This window comes from Methyloversatilis sp., assembly GCF_030696805.1.
Classification (GTDB): domain Bacteria; phylum Pseudomonadota; class Gammaproteobacteria; order Burkholderiales; family Rhodocyclaceae; genus Methyloversatilis.
This window is the reverse complement of record NZ_JAUYRO010000095.1, coordinates 62317-81162: the sequence shown is the minus strand read 5'-3', so window position 1 is coordinate 81162 and position 18846 is coordinate 62317. Positions and strand designations below refer to the sequence as shown.

General features: G+C 64.3%; 21 protein-coding genes. 14 read left to right on the top strand and 7 right to left on the bottom strand.

All coding sequences use genetic code 11. The annotated features are described in order from the left end of the window. Nucleotides 1-72 precede the first annotated feature (72 nt). From Q8R75_RS15525 to Q8R75_RS15510, 4 genes are all read right to left on the bottom strand, one after another. Nucleotides 73-741 (bottom strand): PEP-CTERM sorting domain-containing protein, encoded by a 669-nt coding sequence (locus Q8R75_RS15525; protein ID WP_305614207.1) that lies wholly within the window; start codon nucleotides 739-741, stop codon nucleotides 73-75. Between the two features lie 155 nt (nucleotides 742-896). Continuing rightward, a complete protein-coding gene (gene dcd, locus Q8R75_RS15520; RefSeq protein ID WP_305614208.1) occupies nucleotides 897-1463 on the bottom strand; it encodes a dCTP deaminase in 567 nt (188 codons plus the stop codon). A gap of 134 nt (nucleotides 1464-1597) precedes the next feature. Beyond that, nucleotides 1598-2872 carry an NAD(P)/FAD-dependent oxidoreductase gene (locus Q8R75_RS15515; protein WP_305614209.1) on the bottom strand — a complete coding sequence of 425 codons (1275 nt, stop codon included), beginning with the start codon at nucleotides 2870-2872 and terminating at the stop codon, nucleotides 1598-1600. Then, nucleotides 2869-3189 (bottom strand): c-type cytochrome, encoded by a 321-nt coding sequence (locus Q8R75_RS15510; protein ID WP_305614210.1) that lies wholly within the window; start codon nucleotides 3187-3189, stop codon nucleotides 2869-2871. The genes Q8R75_RS15515 and Q8R75_RS15510 overlap by 4 nt, the downstream gene beginning before the upstream one ends. A gap of 197 nt (nucleotides 3190-3386) precedes the next feature. On the opposite strand from Q8R75_RS15510, the gene Q8R75_RS15505 reads away from it, so the two are divergent. The 11 genes from Q8R75_RS15505 to Q8R75_RS15455 all read left to right on the top strand — a co-directional run bounded on the left by Q8R75_RS15505 (nucleotide 3387) and on the right by Q8R75_RS15455 (nucleotide 12334). Further along, the gene (locus Q8R75_RS15505) at nucleotides 3387-3770 is read left to right on the top strand and encodes a metalloregulator ArsR/SmtB family transcription factor (RefSeq protein ID WP_069038577.1); all 384 of its coding nucleotides are present in this window, start codon (nucleotides 3387-3389) and stop codon (nucleotides 3768-3770) included. Between the two features lie 2 nt (nucleotides 3771-3772). Beyond that, nucleotides 3773-5104: a sulfite dehydrogenase gene (soxC, locus tag Q8R75_RS15500; protein ID WP_305614211.1), complete on the top strand. Its 1332-nt coding sequence runs from the start codon at nucleotides 3773-3775 to the stop codon at nucleotides 5102-5104. Next, complete coding sequence (locus Q8R75_RS15495) at nucleotides 5088-6116, top strand: c-type cytochrome (RefSeq protein ID WP_305614212.1); 1029 nt, start codon at nucleotides 5088-5090, stop codon at nucleotides 6114-6116. Before soxC ends, Q8R75_RS15495 begins: the two co-directional genes overlap by 17 nt. Nucleotides 6117-6127: 11 nt before the next feature. Further along, nucleotides 6128-6598, top strand: a complete 471-nt coding sequence (gene soxY / locus Q8R75_RS15490; RefSeq protein WP_305614213.1) for a thiosulfate oxidation carrier protein SoxY — start codon at nucleotides 6128-6130, stop codon at nucleotides 6596-6598. 62 nt (nucleotides 6599-6660) lie between these two features. Continuing rightward, nucleotides 6661-6960 (top strand): thiosulfate oxidation carrier complex protein SoxZ, encoded by a 300-nt coding sequence (gene soxZ / locus Q8R75_RS15485; protein ID WP_305614273.1) that lies wholly within the window; start codon nucleotides 6661-6663, stop codon nucleotides 6958-6960. Nucleotides 6961-7053: 93 nt separating this feature from the next. Beyond that, nucleotides 7054-7863, top strand: a complete 810-nt coding sequence (gene soxA / locus Q8R75_RS15480; RefSeq protein WP_305614214.1) for a sulfur oxidation c-type cytochrome SoxA — start codon at nucleotides 7054-7056, stop codon at nucleotides 7861-7863. Between the two features lie 10 nt (nucleotides 7864-7873). Next, nucleotides 7874-8521, top strand: coding sequence for a sulfur oxidation c-type cytochrome SoxX (gene soxX / locus Q8R75_RS15475; protein ID WP_305614215.1), 648 nt, complete (start codon nucleotides 7874-7876; stop codon nucleotides 8519-8521). Between the two features lie 7 nt (nucleotides 8522-8528). Beyond that, nucleotides 8529-10253, top strand: a complete 1725-nt coding sequence (gene soxB, locus Q8R75_RS15470; protein WP_305614216.1) for a thiosulfohydrolase SoxB — start codon at nucleotides 8529-8531, stop codon at nucleotides 10251-10253. A gap of 73 nt (nucleotides 10254-10326) precedes the next feature. After that, complete coding sequence (locus Q8R75_RS15465) at nucleotides 10327-11229, top strand: MBL fold metallo-hydrolase (protein ID WP_305614217.1); 903 nt, start codon at nucleotides 10327-10329, stop codon at nucleotides 11227-11229. After that, on the top strand, nucleotides 11226-11711 hold the full coding sequence (locus tag Q8R75_RS15460) for a thioredoxin fold domain-containing protein (protein WP_305614218.1): 486 nt from the start codon (nucleotides 11226-11228) through the stop codon (nucleotides 11709-11711). The genes Q8R75_RS15465 and Q8R75_RS15460 overlap by 4 nt, the downstream gene beginning before the upstream one ends. Next, the gene (locus tag Q8R75_RS15455; RefSeq protein ID WP_305614219.1) at nucleotides 11708-12334 is read left to right on the top strand and encodes a class I SAM-dependent methyltransferase; all 627 of its coding nucleotides are present in this window, start codon (nucleotides 11708-11710) and stop codon (nucleotides 12332-12334) included. The genes Q8R75_RS15460 and Q8R75_RS15455 overlap by 4 nt, the downstream gene beginning before the upstream one ends. A 58-nt stretch (nucleotides 12335-12392) precedes the next feature. Here Q8R75_RS15455 and Q8R75_RS15450 read toward each other — a convergent pair whose 3' ends face one another. Both Q8R75_RS15450 and apbC read right to left on the bottom strand, forming a co-directional pair. Beyond that, on the bottom strand, nucleotides 12393-12695 hold the full coding sequence (locus Q8R75_RS15450; protein WP_305614220.1) for a hypothetical protein: 303 nt from the start codon (nucleotides 12693-12695) through the stop codon (nucleotides 12393-12395). 29 nt (nucleotides 12696-12724) lie between these two features. Further along, the gene (apbC, locus tag Q8R75_RS15445; RefSeq protein ID WP_305663791.1) at nucleotides 12725-13813 is read right to left on the bottom strand and encodes an iron-sulfur cluster carrier protein ApbC; all 1089 of its coding nucleotides are present in this window, start codon (nucleotides 13811-13813) and stop codon (nucleotides 12725-12727) included. Nucleotides 13814-13987: 174 nt separating this feature from the next. Here apbC and metG point away from each other — a divergent pair, with 174 nt between their 5' ends. The 3 genes from metG to Q8R75_RS15430 all read left to right on the top strand — a co-directional run bounded on the left by metG (nucleotide 13988) and on the right by Q8R75_RS15430 (nucleotide 17574). Further along, nucleotides 13988-16684: a methionine--tRNA ligase gene (metG, locus tag Q8R75_RS15440; RefSeq protein WP_305614222.1), complete on the top strand. Its 2697-nt coding sequence runs from the start codon at nucleotides 13988-13990 to the stop codon at nucleotides 16682-16684. A 4-nt stretch (nucleotides 16685-16688) separates the two neighbouring features. Continuing rightward, a complete protein-coding gene (locus tag Q8R75_RS15435; RefSeq protein WP_305614223.1) occupies nucleotides 16689-17006 on the top strand; it encodes an acylphosphatase in 318 nt (105 codons plus the stop codon). A 121-nt stretch (nucleotides 17007-17127) separates the two neighbouring features. After that, nucleotides 17128-17574, top strand: a complete 447-nt coding sequence (locus Q8R75_RS15430) for a hypothetical protein (RefSeq protein WP_305614224.1) — start codon at nucleotides 17128-17130, stop codon at nucleotides 17572-17574. On the opposite strand, the gene Q8R75_RS15425 is transcribed toward Q8R75_RS15430, so the two are convergent. Then, nucleotides 17575-18816: a Coenzyme F420 hydrogenase/dehydrogenase, beta subunit C-terminal domain gene (locus Q8R75_RS15425; RefSeq protein ID WP_305614225.1), complete on the bottom strand. Its 1242-nt coding sequence runs from the start codon at nucleotides 18814-18816 to the stop codon at nucleotides 17575-17577. Between the last annotated feature and the right edge of the window lie 30 nt (nucleotides 18817-18846).

Below are 18846 nucleotides of genomic sequence, written 5' to 3'. Positions count from 1 at the left end.
GTTCGATGTCTCAAAACAATCCGGGCCGCACTGGGCGGCCCGGACGGGATGCTGCAGAGGCTGCAGACGGGTTCAGCCGAGGCGGCGGCGGGCGACGGCACCAACGACCAGCAGGCCGGCAAGAATCATCGCGTAGGACGCCGGTTCCGGCACCGGGGCGGCGACCGACGTGTAGCTGTCGAGGAATTCGACGCGTACGCCAGTCGGGTTGCCACTGCCCTGCGCAGCATTGTTCACGAAGAAATCGATCGTATTCACGCCGGCAACGAAGCCGGTACTGGCGGCAAACGACGTCCAGCTGCTGAATGACGAGCCGGTGGATATGGTGCTGCCGTTGAAAACGACGTAACCGCTGTTGTCCGACGCCCAGCGACCCGAAAATGCGGACGCTGCCGGGTCATAGCCAGTGAGATCAAAGCTGATCGACCACTTGTACAAGCCGGCCGACGACGGATCGTAGCTTTGCGCAGCGTTGGCCGACGGCGTCAGCCAGGTCGAATCCCAGTTGTTCGCAAGCCAGGGACCGAAAGGAAAGCCCGAACCGGTGGTCACGACGCCGTAGCCGTCGGTGCCGGTTGCCGTACCGGCGATGGCGGTGAAGCTGTAGCGGGTGTCGGTCTGGCCGGCGTCAAAGCCAGTACCGGTGTTTTCGAGGCCGTCGATCCAGGGCACGTCGAGCGCGGCAAAGGCGCCCGTCGAGACAATGGCAAGACTTGAAGCGAGAAGAAGGTTCCTGAACATGACGGCTCCGCAGTGATTCGTGAAAGTGAGCGGAGTCTAGGGGGGGGCGTCAGCGCAGACTGTTCATAAAGTCACGTCGCAGCGACGTGTAACGCTTGGTATCGATTCGCGGGAAAATGCATGCGGAAAGCGTGTATTTGCGCACGAAAACCGCGTCATATCTTGGGCAGCGTCACACCGGTCTGCCCCTGGTACTTGCCGCCACGGTCACGGTACGAGGTTTCGCACGGCTCGTCCGACTCGAAAAACAGCATCTGCGCCACGCCTTCGTTGGCATAGATGCGGGCCGGCAGAGGCGTGGTGTTGGAGAACTCCAGCGTGACGTGACCTTCCCATTCGGGCTCGAGCGGCGTCACGTTCACGATGATGCCGCAGCGCGCGTAAGTGCTTTTGCCGAGGCACACCACCAGCACGTTGCGCGGCACGCGAAAGTATTCGACCGTACGCGCCAGCGCGAAGGAGTTCGGCGGAATGATGCAGGACTCGCTGTTCATTTCGACGAAGGAGTTCGGATCAAAGCTCTTCGGATCGACGATGGTCGAGTTGATGTTCGTGAACACCTTGAATTCGGCGGCGCAGCGCACGTCGTAACCATAGCTCGACGTGCCGTAGGACACGATGCGCCGGCCATCGACCTCGCGCACCTGACCGGCCTCGAACGGCTCGATCATCCGGTGTTCCTCGGCCATGCGACGTATCCAGCGATCGGATTTGATGCTCATCTGCGTACCTCGGCATGCGTAAGCGGGCGCCCGGGCGCCACGGAAGAGCGCGATTGTTGCAAGTTCGGCGCAGAAAAGCACGCGGCCCGGACATCAACGCAATGTGCGGGCCGCGTGTCTTGAAGCAGCAACGATCAGGTCAGCATGTCGGCCCAGATGTTGCGCGCCCAGGCGAGCGCGTATTTGCCTTCCATCTCGGTGGGTGCTGCCGACAGACCGCCCGCGCCCTTGACCGGCTGGGGCTGCCTGGTCGCCGCATCGTACGGATGCACGGACGCCACGTGCACCACGTTCGTCGCATCGACGAAGCTGTAGCAGGTATTCATCACCAGCGGCGCGTCGGACGGCGGCTGTCCGGACATCAGGTTGATGATGGCCGCCGCCGCGACCTTGGCGTGCTGATTGGCCATGTGACCGGACTTGGGCATCGTCGGCGCCGGGAAGATGGCATCGCCCAGCACGTGAATGTTGGGCGTGCTTGTCGATTCCATCGTGAGCCAGTTGATGTCGACCCAGCGGTTATTGATCAGCTTCAGCCCCGAATTGGCGGCAATGTCGCCAGCGCGCTGCGGCGGCACAACGTTGAGCACATTCGCCTTGACCTGATCGAATTCGAGGATGGCGGTGCGATTGCCTGCATCGACATCGCGCAACTCGCTCTGCGGCCGGTACTCGATCATGCCCTTGTAGCTGTCGGCCCAGGCCTTGGTGAACAGGCCCTTCTTCGACACGATTTCCTCGTTGGCATCCAGCACCAGCACCTTCGATTTCGGCTTCGCCTGCTTCAGGTAATGGGCGACCATGCAGGCGCGTTCGTACGGCCCGGGCGGGCAGCGGTAGGGCGCCTTCGGGATGGTCATCGCGAACACACCGCCGTCGGGCATTGCTTCGAGCTGCTTGCGCAGCGCAACCGTCTGCGGACCGGCCTTCCACGCGTGCAGGATGTTCTCCTTCGCCGCTGCCGATGCCATGCCGGGCAGCGACTCATACATAAACTCCACGCCCGGCGACAGCACCAGCCGGTCGTAGGCGAGGTCGCCGCCACGTGCCAGCCTGATCATGCGCTTTTCGGCGTCGACCGCAGTCACTTCGTCCTGCACCACGGTGATGCCGTATTTCGCAAGACCTTCGTAGCCGACTGTGATGTCCGACAACTGCTTTTCGCCCGCCAGCACGAGATTGGAGATCGGGCAGGAAACGAACGCTGCGTTGCGTTCGACCAGCGTCACCCGGATGCCGCCCTCACTCCACATCGAAATGTACTTCGCAGCGGTCGCACCGCCGTAGCCGCCACCGACCACGACAACATGGCCCTTGGCGCCCTTGCCGGCGCCGGCGCAGCCATAGAGTGCCGCCATGGCGGACAGGCCGAGCGTGCCCTTGATGAATCCACGACGTGCTGCGGTCATTTGGCACCTCCGACGGGTGTGCGCGACGCGAAGTAGTCCGCAATGAGGTCAAGCTGGCTGTCGGTGTAGCCCTTGGACAACTGATGCATGATCGTCGCCGGCTTGGCGCCGCTACGGAACTCGTTGATCAGGCCGAGCATCTTGGCTTTCGACATGCCCGCAAGACCCGGAATGCCGCCGGCGCTGTTGCCGTCGGTGCCGTGGCAATTGGCGCAGGTGGCTGCAAGGTTGCGGCCAAGGTTCGGATCCGCGGCCTGTGCACAGGCCATTGAGAGGCCAAGCCACAGCAGCGCCGTGCCCGCCAGTTTCTTTCTCAAAATGTTCTCCTCCGTGGAATCTTCGTGTTAATCCGGGCACGCCTGTTCCACATCCGTCGTGAAGAACCTTGCGAGCTAACGACACGCTAGACAAAAACGCGTCACCTCTCAAGTAGAAAAAATAATAAATTTATTCTTGACCATATGCGCAATTGCGCATATGTTTGATTTCAACAAGGACAAGACGAGGAGCAGCGGTGGATTACGATCCCGAGCTGGACAAGGTTTTCGAGTCGGTGGCCGATTACTTCGGACTGCTGGCCGAACCTGCAAGACTGAAAATCCTGCACTGCCTGTGCGACGGCGAACGTTCGGTTGCCGACGTCGTGGACCAGTCGGGTCTGAGCCAGACCAACACCTCCCGTCACCTCAACATGTTGTACCGCGCCGGCATCGTCGGCCGGCGCAAGGACGGCGCCATGGTGTTCTACAAGCTGATTGATCCGAATTTCCCGTCGATCTGCCGCACCGTGTGCATCCAGATTGCCTCCGGCAACTCGCTGAACATGCCGCACCGACCCAGCAAGGCATCGCTGAAAAAGGTGGGCAAGTCGCTCGAACTCGCGTCCGAACAGGAGTAAGCATGTCCCAGATCACCCCACGCCCCGGGCGCATCCAGCGCGCACCGGAAGGCTTCCTGTCGCCGGAACAGATACGGGAAGTGTCTGCCGGGCGCCGCGACTTCCTGCGGACGGCCTTCGCCAGCGCCAGCATGGTCGTTGCGGGGACGTCCGTTGCACGAGCCGCCGATGGCGACCCGGCCATACTGACGCTGCCCGAGCACAGCACCACGCTGGGCCGTCCGGTCGCCGAACGCCCGTACGGTGCCCCGTCGCAGTTCGAAGCGGGCCTTCGCCGCCGCGAAAGCCCCGGGCTGACCCGCGTGGCCGGCTCGTCGGTTTCGTTCTCGCCGCTGCAGGGCCTGTTCGGCATCATCACGCCATCCGGCCTGCATTTCGAACGCCACCACCAGGGCTGGCACGACATCGACCCGGCGCGGCACCGGTTGATGATCAACGGCCTGGTGAAGGAAGCCCGCGTGTACACGATGGACGACCTGATGCGTCTGCCGTCGGTGTCGCGCATCCACTTCATCGAGTGCGGCGCCAATACCGGCATGGAATGGGGCAACGTGGCCGTGCCGACCGTGCAGTACTCCCACGGCATGTTGTCCTGTTCGGAATTCACCGGCGTGCCGCTGTCCGTTCTGCTCGACGACTGCGGCATCGATCGCAAGCGCGCGAAGTTCGTGCTGGCCGAAGGGGCCGACGGTTCGAGCATGACCCGCACGATATCGCTCGACCGCGCACTGGACGACGTACTGGTGGCCTGGGGCCAGAACGGCGAAATGCTGCGTCCCGAGAACGGCTACCCGCTGCGGCTCGTGGTGCCCGGCGTTCAGGGCGTGTCATGGGTCAAGTGGCTGCGCCGCATCGAAGTCGGCGATCAGCCGTGGGCGACCAAGGACGAAGCGGTGCACTACATCGACCTGATGCCCGATGGCACGCACCGCCAATACACCTCGATCCAGGAATGCAAGTCGGTCATCACGACGCCCTCCGGCGGCCAGACCCTGCTCGACAAGGGCTTCCACAACATCACCGGTCTTGCCTGGTCGGGCCGCGGCAAGGTGAAGCGGGTGGACGTATCGGTCGATGGCGGCCGCAACTGGCGCACCGCACGGCTTGAAACACCGGTGCTGTCGAAAGCGCTGACCCGCTTCAACATCGACTGGGTGTGGGACGGCAGTCCCGCGATCCTGCAGTCACGCGCCATCGACGAGACCGGTTACGTGCAGCCCACCTATGCGCAACTGCGCGCGGTGCGCGGTACGCGGTCGATCTATCACAACAACGCCATCCAGTCGTGGAAGCTGGCGGACAGCGGAGACGTGAGCAATGTCCAGGTTTTCTGAACTTCTCGTCGCGGGCTGCCTGATTGCCGCCGCGGCCGGCGCCTCGGCCAACAGCAGCTTCCCGGGTGTCGGCCGAGCGGCAACACCAGCCGAAGTCAAGGCGTGGGACATCGATGTGCGCCCTGATTTCAAGGGTCTGCCCCCCGGCAAGGGCTCGGTGGATCAGGGCATCGAACTGTGGGAGGCGAAATGCACGGCCTGTCATGGCAGTTTCGGTGAAAGCAACGAGGTATTTACCCCGCTGGTCGGCGGCACGACGAAGGAGGACATCGCTACCGGGCGTGTCGGAGCCTACATCCGGCAGGACGCCCCGCAGCGCAGCACGCTGATGAAGGTGCCGACGCTGTCGACGCTGTGGGACTACATCAACCGTGCCATGCCCTGGAATGCGCCGAAGTCGCTGAGCCCGGACGAGGTGTACGCCGTGCTCGCCTACCTGCTTCATCTGGGTGAGATCGTGCCGGCCGACTTCACGCTGTCGGACAAGAACATCGCCGAAGTGCAGCAACGCATGCCGAACCGCAACGGCATGACGACCAAGCACGGCATGTGGGACATCAAGGGCAAGCCTGACGTGAAGAACGTGGCCTGCATGAAGAACTGCAAGACGCAGATCACGATGGGGTCCAGCCTGCCGGACTACGCCCGTGATGCACACGGCAATCTCGCCGATCAGAACCGGGGGATCGGCGCGGTACGCGGGCAGCAGACCAGCGAGGGCGCCGGCGGCGGTGCGGCAGCGCCAGCGCCGCATCCAGCAATGGAATTGATGAAGAAAAGCGGTTGCAGTGGTTGTCACGGCATCGCCAGCAAGATACTCGGGCCGTCCTTGCGCGACATCGCGAAGCGTTACAAGGACGACAGGGGGGCAGAATCGCAGCTCATCGGCCGTGTCAAGGCGGGTGGCAGCGGCTCCTGGGGCGATGTGGCAATGCCGCCCCAGGCGCATGTCAGCGACGCGGACACGGCTGCGTTGATCAAATGGATATTGTCGGGCTCGCCCGAAAACTGAGGAGGAAACGGATGAACACGCAGCGAAGGAAAGTCCTGAAGAGCGGCAGCGCGGCCGGATTGTTCGGTCTGCTGGTGGCCGCTGGCCTGATCACGACCCAACAGGCGCAGGCAGCCGGATGGGACAAGCCGGCGTTCGAAGCCAAGGCGATGGACGAAGCACTCAAGGCGCTGGGTGCCGGCAAGCCAGCCGATTCGAAGGACATACAGATCAGCGGCCCCGACATCGCCGAGAACGGTGCGGTGGTGCCGGTCGGCGTCAAGAGCGCGCTCGCCGACACCGAGTTCATCGCGATCCTGATCGAGAAGAACCCGAGCATGCTGGCTGCCAGCTTCACGCTGCCGGCCGGCACGATGGCCGATGTGAGCACCCGCGTGAAGATGGGCCAGACCTCGAATGTGTTCGCGCTGGTCAAGGCAGGCGGCAGCTTCTACATGGTGTCCAAGGAAATCAAGGTGACGCTGGGCGGTTGCGGCGGCTGATGCCGGTCGGCAATTCGTTCACATCCCACGCACAACCCAAGGAGCAAGACATGGCAGGTCCGATGCGCATCCGCGCTGCCAGCAATGGCACTGAAACCGAAGTGAAGATCCTGATGAGCCACGACATGGAAACCGGTCAGCGCAAGGACGCGTCCGGCGCCCTTGTCCCGGCCCATCACATCACCGAACTGACGGCCACCCACAACGGCCGCGTCGTGCTGGCCGCCCAGTTCGGCCCGGCAGTATCGAAGAACCCTTATCTGCAGTTCAAGTTCGCCGGCGGCGCCAAGGGCGACAAGGTCAACGTGAGCTGGGTGGACAACAAGGGTGACAAGCGCACCGACGAAGTCGTCGTGGCCTGAACCCCGCGCGCATCGTCGTACCGAGGATCGACCCGAAGCAGGCCGGTCCCGTCATCAGCCAGGACATCCCGTCAAGGACTGGAGGAAGAGATCATGAAAACAAACAGCACATACGCTGCGTGCGTTGTCGCGTCGGCGTTCATGTTTGCCACGCCGGTGCTGGCAGACGCCACCGCCGAGGGCATTGCCAAGTACCGCGAGGCGCTGGCCGAGGGCAATCCGGCCGAGTTGTGGGAAATGCGCGGCGAGGAGTTGTGGAAGGAGGCGCGCGGCCCGAAGAAAGCGACACTGGAAAAATGCGACCTCGGGCAGGGGCCGGGCGTCGTCAAGGGTGCCTTCGTCACGCTGCCGCGCCATTTCGCCGATACCGGCCGCGTGCAGGATCTGGAATCCCGCCTGTTGACCTGCATGGAAACACTGCAGGGCATTCCGGCTGACGAGGTCGCGAAAACGCCGTTCGGCAAGGGTGAACAGAAAAACATCGAGGCGCTGGTCGCGTGGATATCGGCCGAATCGCGCGGCATGAAGTTCAACCTACCGATGGCGCATCCGGAAGAGAAGCGCATGTACGAAATCGGCAAGCGCGCCTTCAACTACCGCGGCGGCACGCATGACTTCGGCTGCGTCACCTGCCACGGCGAAGACGGCAAGCGCATCCGCCTGCAGGATCTGCCCAACCTGACCAAGGGCCCGGACGCCGCGCGCGGTTTCGGTTCATGGCCAGCCTACCGTGTGTCGTCGGGCGAGCTGTGGAGCATGCAGCGCCGGCTCAACGACTGCTTCCGCCAGCAACGTTTCCCGTATCCGCTGTACGGATCGGACGTGACCATCGCCCTGTCGAGCTATCTGGGCGTGACCGCCAACGGCACGGTCGAAAGCATCGCCCCGGCCATCAAGCGTTAAGGAGAGCACGATGAATATCCGCATCCGTCAGGGCGCAGTCGCGCTCGCCGTGCTGGCAGCGCTGGCCACCGTCGCGGGCTGCGCCGGCACCGGCGCGTCCCGAGTCACCTCGGCCGACTACGACAAGGACGCCGCGGCCGTCATGGCCGCATCCTTCCGCGAACAAGGCATCGTCAAGACCGATCGCCTGACGCAGGACGAAATCATGGTCGCCTGCTCGAAATTCGGGCACAGCCTCAATGACGACCTGCGCGAGCGATTCCAGGCGTCCGCGCTGGCCGACGTGAAATGGCCGTCCGACGGCAAATACATCGGTGACTGGAAGGAAGGCGAAAAGATCGCGCAGAGTGGTCGTGGTCTGACCTGGACCGACAAGGCCGACGATGCCAATGGTGGCAATTGCTACAACTGCCACCGCATCACGAAGAAGGAAATTTCGTACGGCACCATCGGCCCAAGCCTGTACCAGTACGGCAAGGTTCACGGCAACACGGAAACCACGCAGAAGTATGTGTGGGCCAAGATCTGGAATCCGAACGCCTACAGCGCCTGCACCAACATGCCCCGTTTCGGCACGCACGGCATCCTCGACGAAAAGCAGATCCGCCACATCGTGGCCCTGCTGCTCGATCCGAAATCGCCGGTCAATGCGGAGTGATGGCGCGATGAGCATGAACCGCCGCGAATTCATGCAGGTGCTGGCGGCGGCCAGCGCCGGTGGCATGGCCCTGCATGGCAACTTCGCCCAAGCCGCCAGCGCGGCCGGGCAGATGTACGAACTGCCGCGTTTCGGCAACGTGAGCCTGCTGCATTTCACCGACTGCCACGCGCAGCTGATGCCCATCCACTTCCGCGAGCCGGACGTGAATCTGGGCATCGGCGACATGCTGGGTCGGCCCCCGCATCTGGTCGGCGAGAAGCTGCTGAAGCAGTTCGGCATCGCGCCGGGCAGCGCCGAGGCACACGCCTTCACCTACCTCGACTTTTCGCAGGCGGCGAAAACCTATGGCAAGGTCGGCGGCTTCGCCCACCTGGCCACGCTGGTCAAGCGCATGAAGGCGAGTCGGCCGGGCGCGCTGCTGCTCGACGGCGGCGACACCTGGCAGGGTTCCGGGCTGTCGCTGTGGACCAAGGGGCAGGACATGGTCGACGCCGGCAAGCTGCTCGGCGTCGATGTCATGACCGGCCACTGGGAATTCACCTACGGCGCCGAACGGGTGAAGCAGATCGTCGACGGCGACTTCGCCGGCAAGATCGATTTCGTCGCGCAGAACGTGAAAACCACCGACTTCGGCGACCAGGTGTTCCCGCCCTTCGTCATCAAGCCGATCAACGGCGTGCCGGTGGCCATCATTGGCCAGGCCTTCCCGTACACGCCGATCGCCAATCCGCGCTACTTCACGCCGGACTGGAGCTTCGGCATCAACGACGAAAGCCTTCAGGAACACGTCGAAGCCGCACGTGCCAAGGGCGCACAGGTGGTGGTCGTGCTGTCGCACAACGGCATGGATGTCGACATCAAGATGGCGTCCCGGGTGCGCGGCGTCGACGCCATCCTCGGCGGTCACACGCACGACGGCGTGCCGGCGCCGGTCATCGTCAAGAACGGCGGCGGACAGACGCTGGTCACCAACGCAGGCTCGAACGGCAAGTTCCTCGGCGTGCTCGATTTCGACGTGAAGGGCGGCAAGGTGTCGGACTTCCGCTACCACCTGCTGCCGGTGTTTTCCAACCTGATCCAGCCCGACGCCGACATGGCTTCGCTGATCGCGAAGATGCGTGGGCCGCACGAAGCGAAACTGGGCGAGAAGCTCGCGGTGACCGAAGGCCTGCTGTACCGCCGCGGCAACTTCAACGGCAGCTTCGACCAGCTCATCCTTGACGGACTGATGAAGATGAAGGATGCAGAAATCGCGTTTTCGCCCGGCTTCCGCTGGGGCACCAGCCTGCTGCCGGGCGACACCATCACGATGGAAAACCTGCTCGACCAGACCGCCATCACCTATCCGTACACGACGCTGACGCCGATGACCGGCGAATTCATCAAGACGGTGCTCGAAGACGTGTGCGACAACCTGTTCAACCCCGACCCCTACTACCAGCAGGGCGGTGACATGGTGCGCGTCGGCGGGCTGCAGTACCGCTGCGACCCGACCGCAAAGATGGGCAGCCGCATCACCGCGATGTCGCTCGCCGGCAAGCCGCTCGAGGCGTCGAAGACCTATCGCGTCGCGGGCTGGGCGCCGGTATCGGAAGAAGCGAAGAACGCCGGCGGCGAACCGATCTGGGATCTGATGGCGCGCTATCTGCGCGATGTGAAAACCGTCAAGCCGGTCAAGCTGAACCTGCCCGAACTGCAGGGCGTGGCCGGCAACCCGGGCATGGCCTGACATGCCGCTTCTGCGTCGTCCGTCGATGGGGACACTTCTCGCGACATGCGCGGTTCTCCTTGCGCACTGCGCGATGGCGGGCGAGGCGCCGCTTGTTCACCCGGCGCTCAAGCCGATACAGGTCGGCGCCCACAGCTGGTATGTACAGGGTGAAGCCGGCCCGGCCAGTCTGGCCAACGCTGGCTACAACTCCAACGCGGGCTTCGTCGTCACCGGCGACGGCGTGGTCGTGATCGATGCGCTCGGCACCCCCACACTGGGTGAGGCGCTGATCGCCGCCATCCGCCGCGTGACCGACCAGCCGATCCGCCGCGTGCTGATCACTCACTACCACGCCGACCACTTCTACGGGCTGCAGGCATTCAAGGCAGTCGGTGCCGAAGTGTGGGCGCACCGCGCCGGTCGCGAATACATCGAAGGCGAGGAAGGCCGTGCCCGCCTCGAACAGCGGCGGCGCGATCTCGATCCGTGGGTCGACGGCAAGACGCGGCTGATCGCCGCCGACCTCTGGCTGGAGGGCGATTCCAGCTTCCGCATGGGCGACATCGGTTTCGAAATGATCCACATGGGCCCGGCGCACGCACCGGACGACATGGTGGTCGTGGTGCGCGAAGACGGGGTGATCTACTCCGGCGACATCCTGTTCATCGGCCGCATCCCCTTTGTCGGTGATGCCGACAGCAAGCGCTGGCTGACCACGATGGACCGTCTGCTTGCGCTCAAACCCGGCACGCTGGTCACCGGCCACGGTCCGGCCTCGACCGACCCGGCGCGCGACCTCGGTTTGACGCGTGACTACCTGACCTATCTGCGCTCGGAAATGGGGCGGGCTGTCACCGATTTCATGCCGTTCGACGAGGCCTATGCGCGCACCGACTGGCGCCGCTGGGAAAAAATGCCGGCGTTCGACGCCGCCAATCGCGTCAATGCCTACGGCACCTATCTGCGCATGGAGCAGGAGGCGCTCGACAAATGACCTGGCGCACACTCGTCGCCCTGATGGCGCTGCTGCTGAGTCCGGCGTTGTTCGCCGCGCCGGCGCGTACCGCCGGACCGGCGCTGCCGACGATGACCAACGCGGTGAAGGATGTGCGTGACGCCGCCAACCCGGGCGTCGTGGTCGTCGTGCTGTTTTCGCTGCCCGGCTGCCACTACTGCGAAGAGGTGCGCAGCCACTATCTGGCGCCGCTGGCACGCGATGCCGCCCAGCGCGGCCGGCTGGTGATCCGCGAAGTCGATCTGAACAGCGCGCGCAAGCTGACCGACTTCGACGGCAGCAAGACGACGCAGGCCGCGTTCGCGAAACGCATGAAGGTGCAGTTCGCGCCGACCGTGCTGTTTCTGGATGCCGACGGCAGACAGGTCGCCTCACCGCTGGTCGGAGCCGGCAAGGCCGACTTCTATGGCGGCTATCTTGATGACGCCATCGCGGCGGGCGTCAAGGCGGCCGCGCGATGAACGACGGCAAGAAGCACCACTGGGAAGAGGTCTATGCCCGCAAGGCGCCGGACAGCGTGAGCTGGTTCCAGCCGCACGCGCAGCATTCGCTCGACCTGATCAAACGTGCCGGACTGGGTCGTGAGGCCGCCATCATTGATGTCGGCGGTGGCGCCTCGACGCTGGTCGATGATCTGCTGGCGCGCGGCCATACCGACCTCAGCGTGCTCGACCTGTCGGCCGCTGCGTTGCACGCGGCGCAGGCTCGTCTGGGCGGCGCGGCGGCCGGGGTGACGTGGATCGAGGCCGACATCACCGAAGTCGAACTGCCGCCGAGGCGCTTCGACCTGTGGCACGACCGCGCGGTATTCCATTTCCTGACCGATCCGGCACAGCGGGATGCCTATGTGGCGACGGTGCTGCGGGCGGTAAAGCCGAACGGCTACGTGATCGTGGCCGCCTTCGCGGAAGACGGCCCGGATCGCTGCAGCGGCCTGCCGGTGGTGCGCTATGGTGCGAACGCGCTGCATGCTCAATTCGGGGCACGCTTCGAACTGCTGGAGCACAGTCGCGAAGCCCATCGCACGCCAACCGGCGTGATGCAGCAGTTCGTCTATTGCTTCTGCCGCCGGTCGGCGAGTTGACGTTCCAGACGGACGCGCCAATCGGACGCGCCCGCCTGGCGAACCTGCTGAATGTGCCTTATCTGAACTTGTAGTAACGCTGGTTCAGATAGGCCGCAACATGCGCCTCGTCTTCCGGGAACCAGCCGGTGTTGAGCTGCGAATTGCACACGCTGACCTGGGTCGCGAGCTGGGCCAGCGTGTTCACCCGCCGGTCCTTGCGCAGATAGATCTGCGAACCGTCTCCGCCCAGCTTGTCCGCGTGGCAGCTTTCGCACCGCGCCTCGACCACCAGTTCGCCGCCCTTGGCCGGATCGGCGGCATGAACTGCCGTGGCAAGCAAGCAACACGATGCAGCGATCAACAGTGCGTTCGGCTTCATGACGGTTTGCCTCCGGGTGGGTCTGGCAATCAGGTGTTCTGCACCACGATGCTGGGGAACTTGGCACTCATGTCCTTGCCCTTGTCGGCGATCTTCACCGCCACCTTGCGCGCGATGTCGCGATAGATTTCGGCCACGCGCCCGTCCGGGTCGGACACCACGGTCGGCTTGCCGGAATCGGCCTGTTCGCGGATCTGCATCGCCAGCGGCAGCGAACCCAGCACTTCGAGGCCGTAGTCGGCCGCCATGCGCGCGCCGCCACCCTCGCCGAAAATGTGCTCTTCGTGGCCGCACTTCGAACAGGTGTGGATGCTCATGTTTTCCACGATGCCGAGGATGGGGATGCCCACCTTCTCGAACATCTTCAGTCCCTTGCGTGCATCCAGCAGCGCGATGTCCTGCGGCGTCGTGATGATGACGGCGCCGGTCACCGGCACCTTCTGCGCCAGCGTAAGCTGGATGTCGCCGGTGCCCGGCGGCATGTCGATGACCAGGTAATCGACATCCTCCCAGCGGGTTTCGGTCAGCAACTGCTCCAGCGCCGAGGTCACCATCGGGCCGCGCCAAACCATCGGCGTTTCGACGTCGATCAGGAAGCCGATCGACATCGCCTGGATGCCGTAGGCCATCATCGGCGACAGCGACTTGCCGTCCGGCGAATCCGGCCGGCCGGTGATGCCCAGCATCTGCGGCTGCGACGGGCCGTAGATGTCGGCGTCGAGCAGACCGACCGTCGCCCCCTCGGCGGCCAGCGCCAGAGCAAGGTTCACCGCGGTGGTGCTCTTGCCGACGCCGCCCTTGCCGGACGCCACGGCGATGATGTTCTTCACACCTGGCAGCAGCTTCACGCCGCGCTGCACCGTGTGCGACACGATCTTCTGCGTCATGCTGACGCTGACATTGCCGACGCCCGGAATCGCGCGCAGCACGGCGATGGCCATCCGGCGCAGGTGATCCATCTGGCTCTTCGCCGGATAGCCCAGTTCGATGTCGACCGACACGTCGATGCCATCGACGCGGATGTTCCGCGCGCTGCGCGTGGTAATGAAATCCTTGCCGGTATTGGGATCGATCAGTTCCTTGAGCGCACTCTGGACCTGGGCTTCGCTGATGGACATATGAACTCCGAAACGCGGTGTGCCCGCCGGGCCGCGTCATGCGGCGCCGCTGCAGGCAATACCTGATTGATTTACTCCAGTTTAACCGATCATCGCGCTCCGTATCCCGGAAGCCCGTTCGCGGGCAGTAGAATTGCGGGCTTTCCTGCTCTGGCTACCACCCCGCCGCCCGCCATGTCCCGCCGCCGCCTGCTCGTCACCAGTGCCCTTCCCTACGCCAATGGCGCCATCCATCTCGGTCATCTGGTCGAATACATCCAGACCGACATCTGGGTGCGCTTCCAGCGCATGCGCGGCCACGAGGTGCATTACGTCGGCGCCGACGACCAGCACGGCACGCCCATCATGCTGCGTGCAGAGAAGGAAGGCATCACACCGCGCGAGCTGGTCGAACGCGTGCTGCACGAACATGCACGCGACTTCTTCGGCGGGCTCGACGTGCAGGCCACATGGAAACAGGGCCGGGGCGAACTCGGTGGCTTCCTGGTCAGCTTCGACAATTACCACCAGACCGATTCCGACGAGAACCGCGCCTTCTGCGAAGACATCTACGGCAAGCTGAAGGCGGCCGACCTGATCGCGCAGCGCTCGGTCGAGCAGTTCTACGACCCGGTGAAGGAAATGTTCCTGCCCGACCGCTTCATCAAGGGCGAGTGCCCGAAGTGCGGCGCGAAGGACCAGTACGGCGACTCGTGCGAAGTGTGCGGTGCCACCTATGCGCCGACCGAACTGAAGAATGCATATTCGGTGGTGTCCGGTGCCGCGCCCGAGCGGCGCGCCAGCGAACATCACTTCTTCCGCCTGTCGGCGCCGCAGTGCGAACAGTTCCTGCGCGATTTCACGCAGGGCTCGAACCGGCTGCAGCCGGAAGCCGCCAACAAGATGAAGGAATGGCTGGGCGATCCGGGCGACAACCGCCTGTCCGACTGGGACATTTCGCGCGACGCGCCCTACTTCGGCTTCCGCATCCCGGGCACCGACAACAAGTTCTTCTACGTCTGGCTGGACGCACCGGTCGGCTACTTCGGCAGCTTCCGCAATTACGTGCAGAAGCAGGCGGCGCTCGGCCATGCCATCGACGAAGCCGACTTTCTCGATGCCGCCGGGGCACGGGCCGCCGGCACCGAAATGGTGCACTTCATCGGCAAGGACATCCTGTACTTCCACGCCCTGTTCTGGCCGGCCATGCTGGAGCACTCCGGCTACCGCACGCCGACCCAGATCAACGCGCACGGCTTCCTGACGGTCAATGGCGAAAAGATGAGCAAGAGCCGCGGCACCTTCATCACCGCGCAAAGCTATCTCGATCTCGGCCTGAACCCGGAATGGCTGCGCTACTACTACGCGGCCAAGCTGAACGGTTCGATGGAAGACATCGATCTCAACCTCGACGACTTCGTCGCGCGGGTGAATTCCGATCTGGTCGGCAAGTACATCAACATCGCCAGCCGCTGCGCGGGCTTCATCACGAAGCGCTTTGCGGGCAAGTTGTCGGCGCCGACCGTGCCATTTCACTGGCATGAAGTATCGATCCGTGACGCCTACGAGTCGCGCGACTATGCCCGCGCACTGCGCGAGGTCATGGCCTGTGCCGACCAGGCCAACGTGTTCGTCAATGACCATGCACCCTGGGTGCTGGCCAAGCAGGACGGTCAGGACGAAAAGCTGCAGTCGGTTTGCAGCACCGCGCTGGAACTGTTCCGCCAGCTCACCGTACTGCTCAAGCCGGTGCTGCCGCATCTGGCTGCCGAGGTCGAGCGCTTCCTGAACATCGCGCCGGTGTGCTGGGACGACTTCGACGCCACGCTCGCCGCCGGCCACACCATCAACGACTACAAGCACCTGATGACCCGCATCGACCCGAAACAGGTGATCGCGCTGGTCGACGCCAACAAGGAAAGCCTGCTGCCCTCACCCCAGCCCTCTCCCGCTGATGCGGGAGAGGGCGTGAAAAGCAAGGGCACCTCGAACCCCTTTCCCGCTGATGCGGGAGAGGGAGCGAAAAGCCACAGCGCTGCAAAGCAGTTGCCAGGCGATTCCGCCAAAACCCGCGACGCGTCGAATCCCTCGCCCGCATCAGCGGGAGAGGGTGGCCGCGCGCCAGCGCGGACGGGTGAGGGCAAGGCGGCATCCGCCCCCGCGTCGCTGGTCGAACTGGCCCGCAAGCTGCGCGCCGGACAGACCGATGCCGAAGCACTGATCTGGTCCTTGCTGCGCGATCGCCAGATCGGCAACGCGAAGTTCCGCCGCCAGCACCCGTTCGATCTTGGCGGTGGCGCGAAGGCCATCCTCGATTTCTATGCCGCAGAACAGAAAATCGCCGTCGAACTCGACGGCGGTCAGCACGCCGACGCCGCACTGAAGGATCGCGAACGCGACCGCATGCTCGCGGAGCAGGGCATTCGCGTGCTCCGCTACTGGAACAACGAGGTGATTGATCAGACCGAAGGCGTGCTGGAATCGATCTGGCGCGCGGTGACGAACGCATCTGCCCTCACCCCCGGCCCCTCTCCCGCAGATGCGGGAGAGGGGAGCTTCATCTCCATCGACGACTTCTCGAAGGTCGAACTGCGCATCGCAAAGATCGTCGCGGCCAACCATGTCGAAGGCGCGGACAAGCTGCTGCGCCTGCAGCTCGACATCGGCGAAGAGCGCCCGCGTCAGGTGTTCGCGGGCATCAAGTCGGCCTATGACCCGGCACTGCTGGTCGGCCGGCTGACTGTCATGGTGGCCAATCTCGCACCGCGCAAGATGAAGTTCGGCCTGTCTGAGGGCATGGTGCTGGCGGCGTCCGACGATACGGGTGAAGTACCGGGCCTGTTCATCCTGTCGCCGGACAGCGGTGCGGCGCCGGGCATGCGGGTCAAGTAGGTCGATGGCCGATTCGGAGATCGAGGCGCTTCACTTCGCCGTCCGCGGGCGGGTGCAGGGCGTGGGTTTCCGCTATGCCATGATCAACGAAGCGCGCCGGCTCGGCGTGACCGGCTGGGTGCGCAACCGGCGCGACGGATCGGTCGAGGCATTCGCCTGCGGTGTGCCGGCGGCCCTCGATGCGCTGGTTGCCTGGGCCGAACGGGGCCCGGCCGGAGCGCGCGTTGATGAATGTTTGATTGCGCCGATCGCAGCCGACAGTGCACTGCACGACTTCTCGCAACGCCCGACCGTCGGCGATCCGCTATCGAAAACAGACTGAAAGCCCGGTCATTTGGTGCACTGCCGCCATGGCAGTGCGTCAAGACATTCCGCAGACACACGTCTAGTCTCTCCAACAGGCGCGCACATGGACGCAACCCACTTCTGTGGAGGAGACAATCATGCTGCCAATGGAGGAAGCGTGTTTTAGCGCCGTGTTGCGCGCCTGCCAGGATCACGCCGACGCATTGCTTGCGCGCGGCGACCCACCTCGTCCCACCGCGCTGATGGCGCACATTGAGCACGGCCGCATCCGCAGTGCGGCGCTTGCCCACGTCGACTTTCTGGACGAACTCGCCGTGACCCGCTTCGTGCAGGAAACGGTCGCTCAACCGGACATCGATGTGGTCGGCCTGAGCTGCCTGTTGCGGCTGGCCGAATTCGACGACGACGAACCCGATCAGCCGCCGGTCACGCGCGATGTCGTGCTGATCTATCTGGTGTCGAAAGAGCGCGAAACCTGGGTCGCCAATGACATCGATCTTGAATCCGGCTGCCTGATGCGGGGTGAGCTCGATCTGACGCGCGGCAGCCGCACCTTCCTGGTCGACCCGATGAAGTTGCACTGATCAGCCGGCATCACCCTCTCGCGGCGCGCGGGTGTCCCGCTCGGCCGGCAATTCGGTTGGCACCGGCGTCAGCGCATACGGCGCAACCAGCTTCCAGATGTGCGCCGGCACCATGCTCTTGAGACGCTGCGGCATTTCGCGCCGCAGGTGGATGACGGTTTCGACCGCCTTCATTTCGACCCGGGCACGCGCAAATTCCAGCCCCTTCGGCCCGACACGCGGCATCAACCAGCCCACGATGGGGCGCAGCCATTGCGGCATGCGGCGCAGCGGCAGCCCGCCCGCGGCGCGCTCCACATTGGCGAGGAAGCCTTTCACCGGCCCCTGCCGCTTGCCCGCACTGCCCGGCGCACGCGTCACCACTTCGTCGCCCAGCAGCGCAAGCAGTTCTTCGCCGCGCTCGTTGCGCACCAGCAGCCACTGTTCGCCCTCGCCACCCATGTAGCCGACCGTGATGTCGGCCAGCACATTGGTGTAATCGACACAGGTGCGACAGGTCAGCGGAAAGAAGTCGTTCGGCAATTGCGACAGCGGCAGCATCAGAAAGGGAATGGCGCGCTTCGTGCCATCGCGGTAGCGCAGCTCGACGTGATAGTCGGCGCGGAATTCGAGATAGGTGATGTCGTCGGCGGCAACATCGGTTTCCCGCGCCAGCAGTTCGAGGAACTCGTGGAAGCGCTCGGTGGTGGTGTTGTCCGAGCAGGGCGTGCCGATCACGTATAGCCTGTCGAAACCCAGTTCGGCTTCGAGTGCGCGCAGCGCATAGACCTGACACGGAATTCCGATCACCGCGAGCCGCCGGTAGCCCTGCGCGCGCGCCGGTTCGAGCAGCGCAAGCAGCGGCGCATAGCCCATGCGCATGCCGCGGCACTGCGCCATGCCTTCCGATCGCGTCACCAGCACCGGCACCGGGCGCCAGCGATCGTCCGGGTCGGGCGCCATCGTCAGCACGGCGTCGACGGCGCCGGTTTCCAGCAGCCGTTCGGCGATGCGGGTGGTGATGCCGGTCCATTGGGCATCGGCTCTGGCCGGCTTGAGTGCGGCACGCAGCATGCGGCGATGCGGCCCGAAATGCATTTCGTCCGGTCGCCGCGGGTCGCGTGCGCGGCCATGTACGCGCGTTTCAAGTTCGGGGTAATCCGGCTTGATGAACTGGCAGGCTCGGCCGCAGCGCTTGTCTTCGCTGCTGCGCGAAATGCCGCAGTCGGTGCACAGATCGCGGCTGGCAGCCGGGCCTATCATCGGCCGCCATACGGCTGAAGATGAAGGCAC

Excerpts from the sequence above, each read along its gene's own strand:
- Q8R75_RS15465 (WP_305614217.1), top strand. The coding sequence starts at position 10,327 with ATGGCGGGCGAGGCGCCGCTTGTTCACCCGGCGCTCAAGCCGATACAG.
- Q8R75_RS15450 (WP_305614220.1), bottom strand. The coding sequence starts at position 12,695 with ATGAAGCCGAACGCACTGTTGATCGCTGCATCGTGTTGCTTGCTTGCC.
- apbC (WP_305663791.1), bottom strand. The coding sequence starts at position 13,813 with ATGTCCATCAGCGAAGCCCAGGTCCAGAGTGCGCTCAAGGAACTGATC.
- soxB (WP_305614216.1), top strand. The coding sequence starts at position 8,529 with ATGAGCATGAACCGCCGCGAATTCATGCAGGTGCTGGCGGCGGCCAGC.
- soxZ (WP_305614273.1), top strand. The coding sequence starts at position 6,661 with ATGCGCATCCGCGCTGCCAGCAATGGCACTGAAACCGAAGTGAAGATC.
- soxC (WP_305614211.1), top strand. The coding sequence starts at position 3,773 with ATGTCCCAGATCACCCCACGCCCCGGGCGCATCCAGCGCGCACCGGAA.
- Q8R75_RS15525 (WP_305614207.1), bottom strand. The coding sequence starts at position 741 with ATGTTCAGGAACCTTCTTCTCGCTTCAAGTCTTGCCATTGTCTCGACG.
- soxY (WP_305614213.1), top strand. The coding sequence starts at position 6,128 with ATGAACACGCAGCGAAGGAAAGTCCTGAAGAGCGGCAGCGCGGCCGGA.
- Q8R75_RS15430 (WP_305614224.1), top strand. The coding sequence starts at position 17,128 with ATGCTGCCAATGGAGGAAGCGTGTTTTAGCGCCGTGTTGCGCGCCTGC.
- soxA (WP_305614214.1), top strand. The coding sequence starts at position 7,054 with ATGAAAACAAACAGCACATACGCTGCGTGCGTTGTCGCGTCGGCGTTC.
- Q8R75_RS15495 (WP_305614212.1), top strand. The coding sequence starts at position 5,088 with ATGTCCAGGTTTTCTGAACTTCTCGTCGCGGGCTGCCTGATTGCCGCC.
- metG (WP_305614222.1), top strand. The coding sequence starts at position 13,988 with ATGTCCCGCCGCCGCCTGCTCGTCACCAGTGCCCTTCCCTACGCCAAT.
- Q8R75_RS15515 (WP_305614209.1), bottom strand. The coding sequence starts at position 2,872 with ATGACCGCAGCACGTCGTGGATTCATCAAGGGCACGCTCGGCCTGTCC.
- Q8R75_RS15425 (WP_305614225.1), bottom strand. The coding sequence starts at position 18,816 with ATGATAGGCCCGGCTGCCAGCCGCGATCTGTGCACCGACTGCGGCATT.
- Q8R75_RS15455 (WP_305614219.1), top strand. The coding sequence starts at position 11,708 with ATGAACGACGGCAAGAAGCACCACTGGGAAGAGGTCTATGCCCGCAAG.
- Q8R75_RS15460 (WP_305614218.1), top strand. The coding sequence starts at position 11,226 with ATGACCTGGCGCACACTCGTCGCCCTGATGGCGCTGCTGCTGAGTCCG.
- Q8R75_RS15435 (WP_305614223.1), top strand. The coding sequence starts at position 16,689 with ATGGCCGATTCGGAGATCGAGGCGCTTCACTTCGCCGTCCGCGGGCGG.
- dcd (WP_305614208.1), bottom strand. The coding sequence starts at position 1,463 with ATGAGCATCAAATCCGATCGCTGGATACGTCGCATGGCCGAGGAACAC.
- soxX (WP_305614215.1), top strand. The coding sequence starts at position 7,874 with ATGAATATCCGCATCCGTCAGGGCGCAGTCGCGCTCGCCGTGCTGGCA.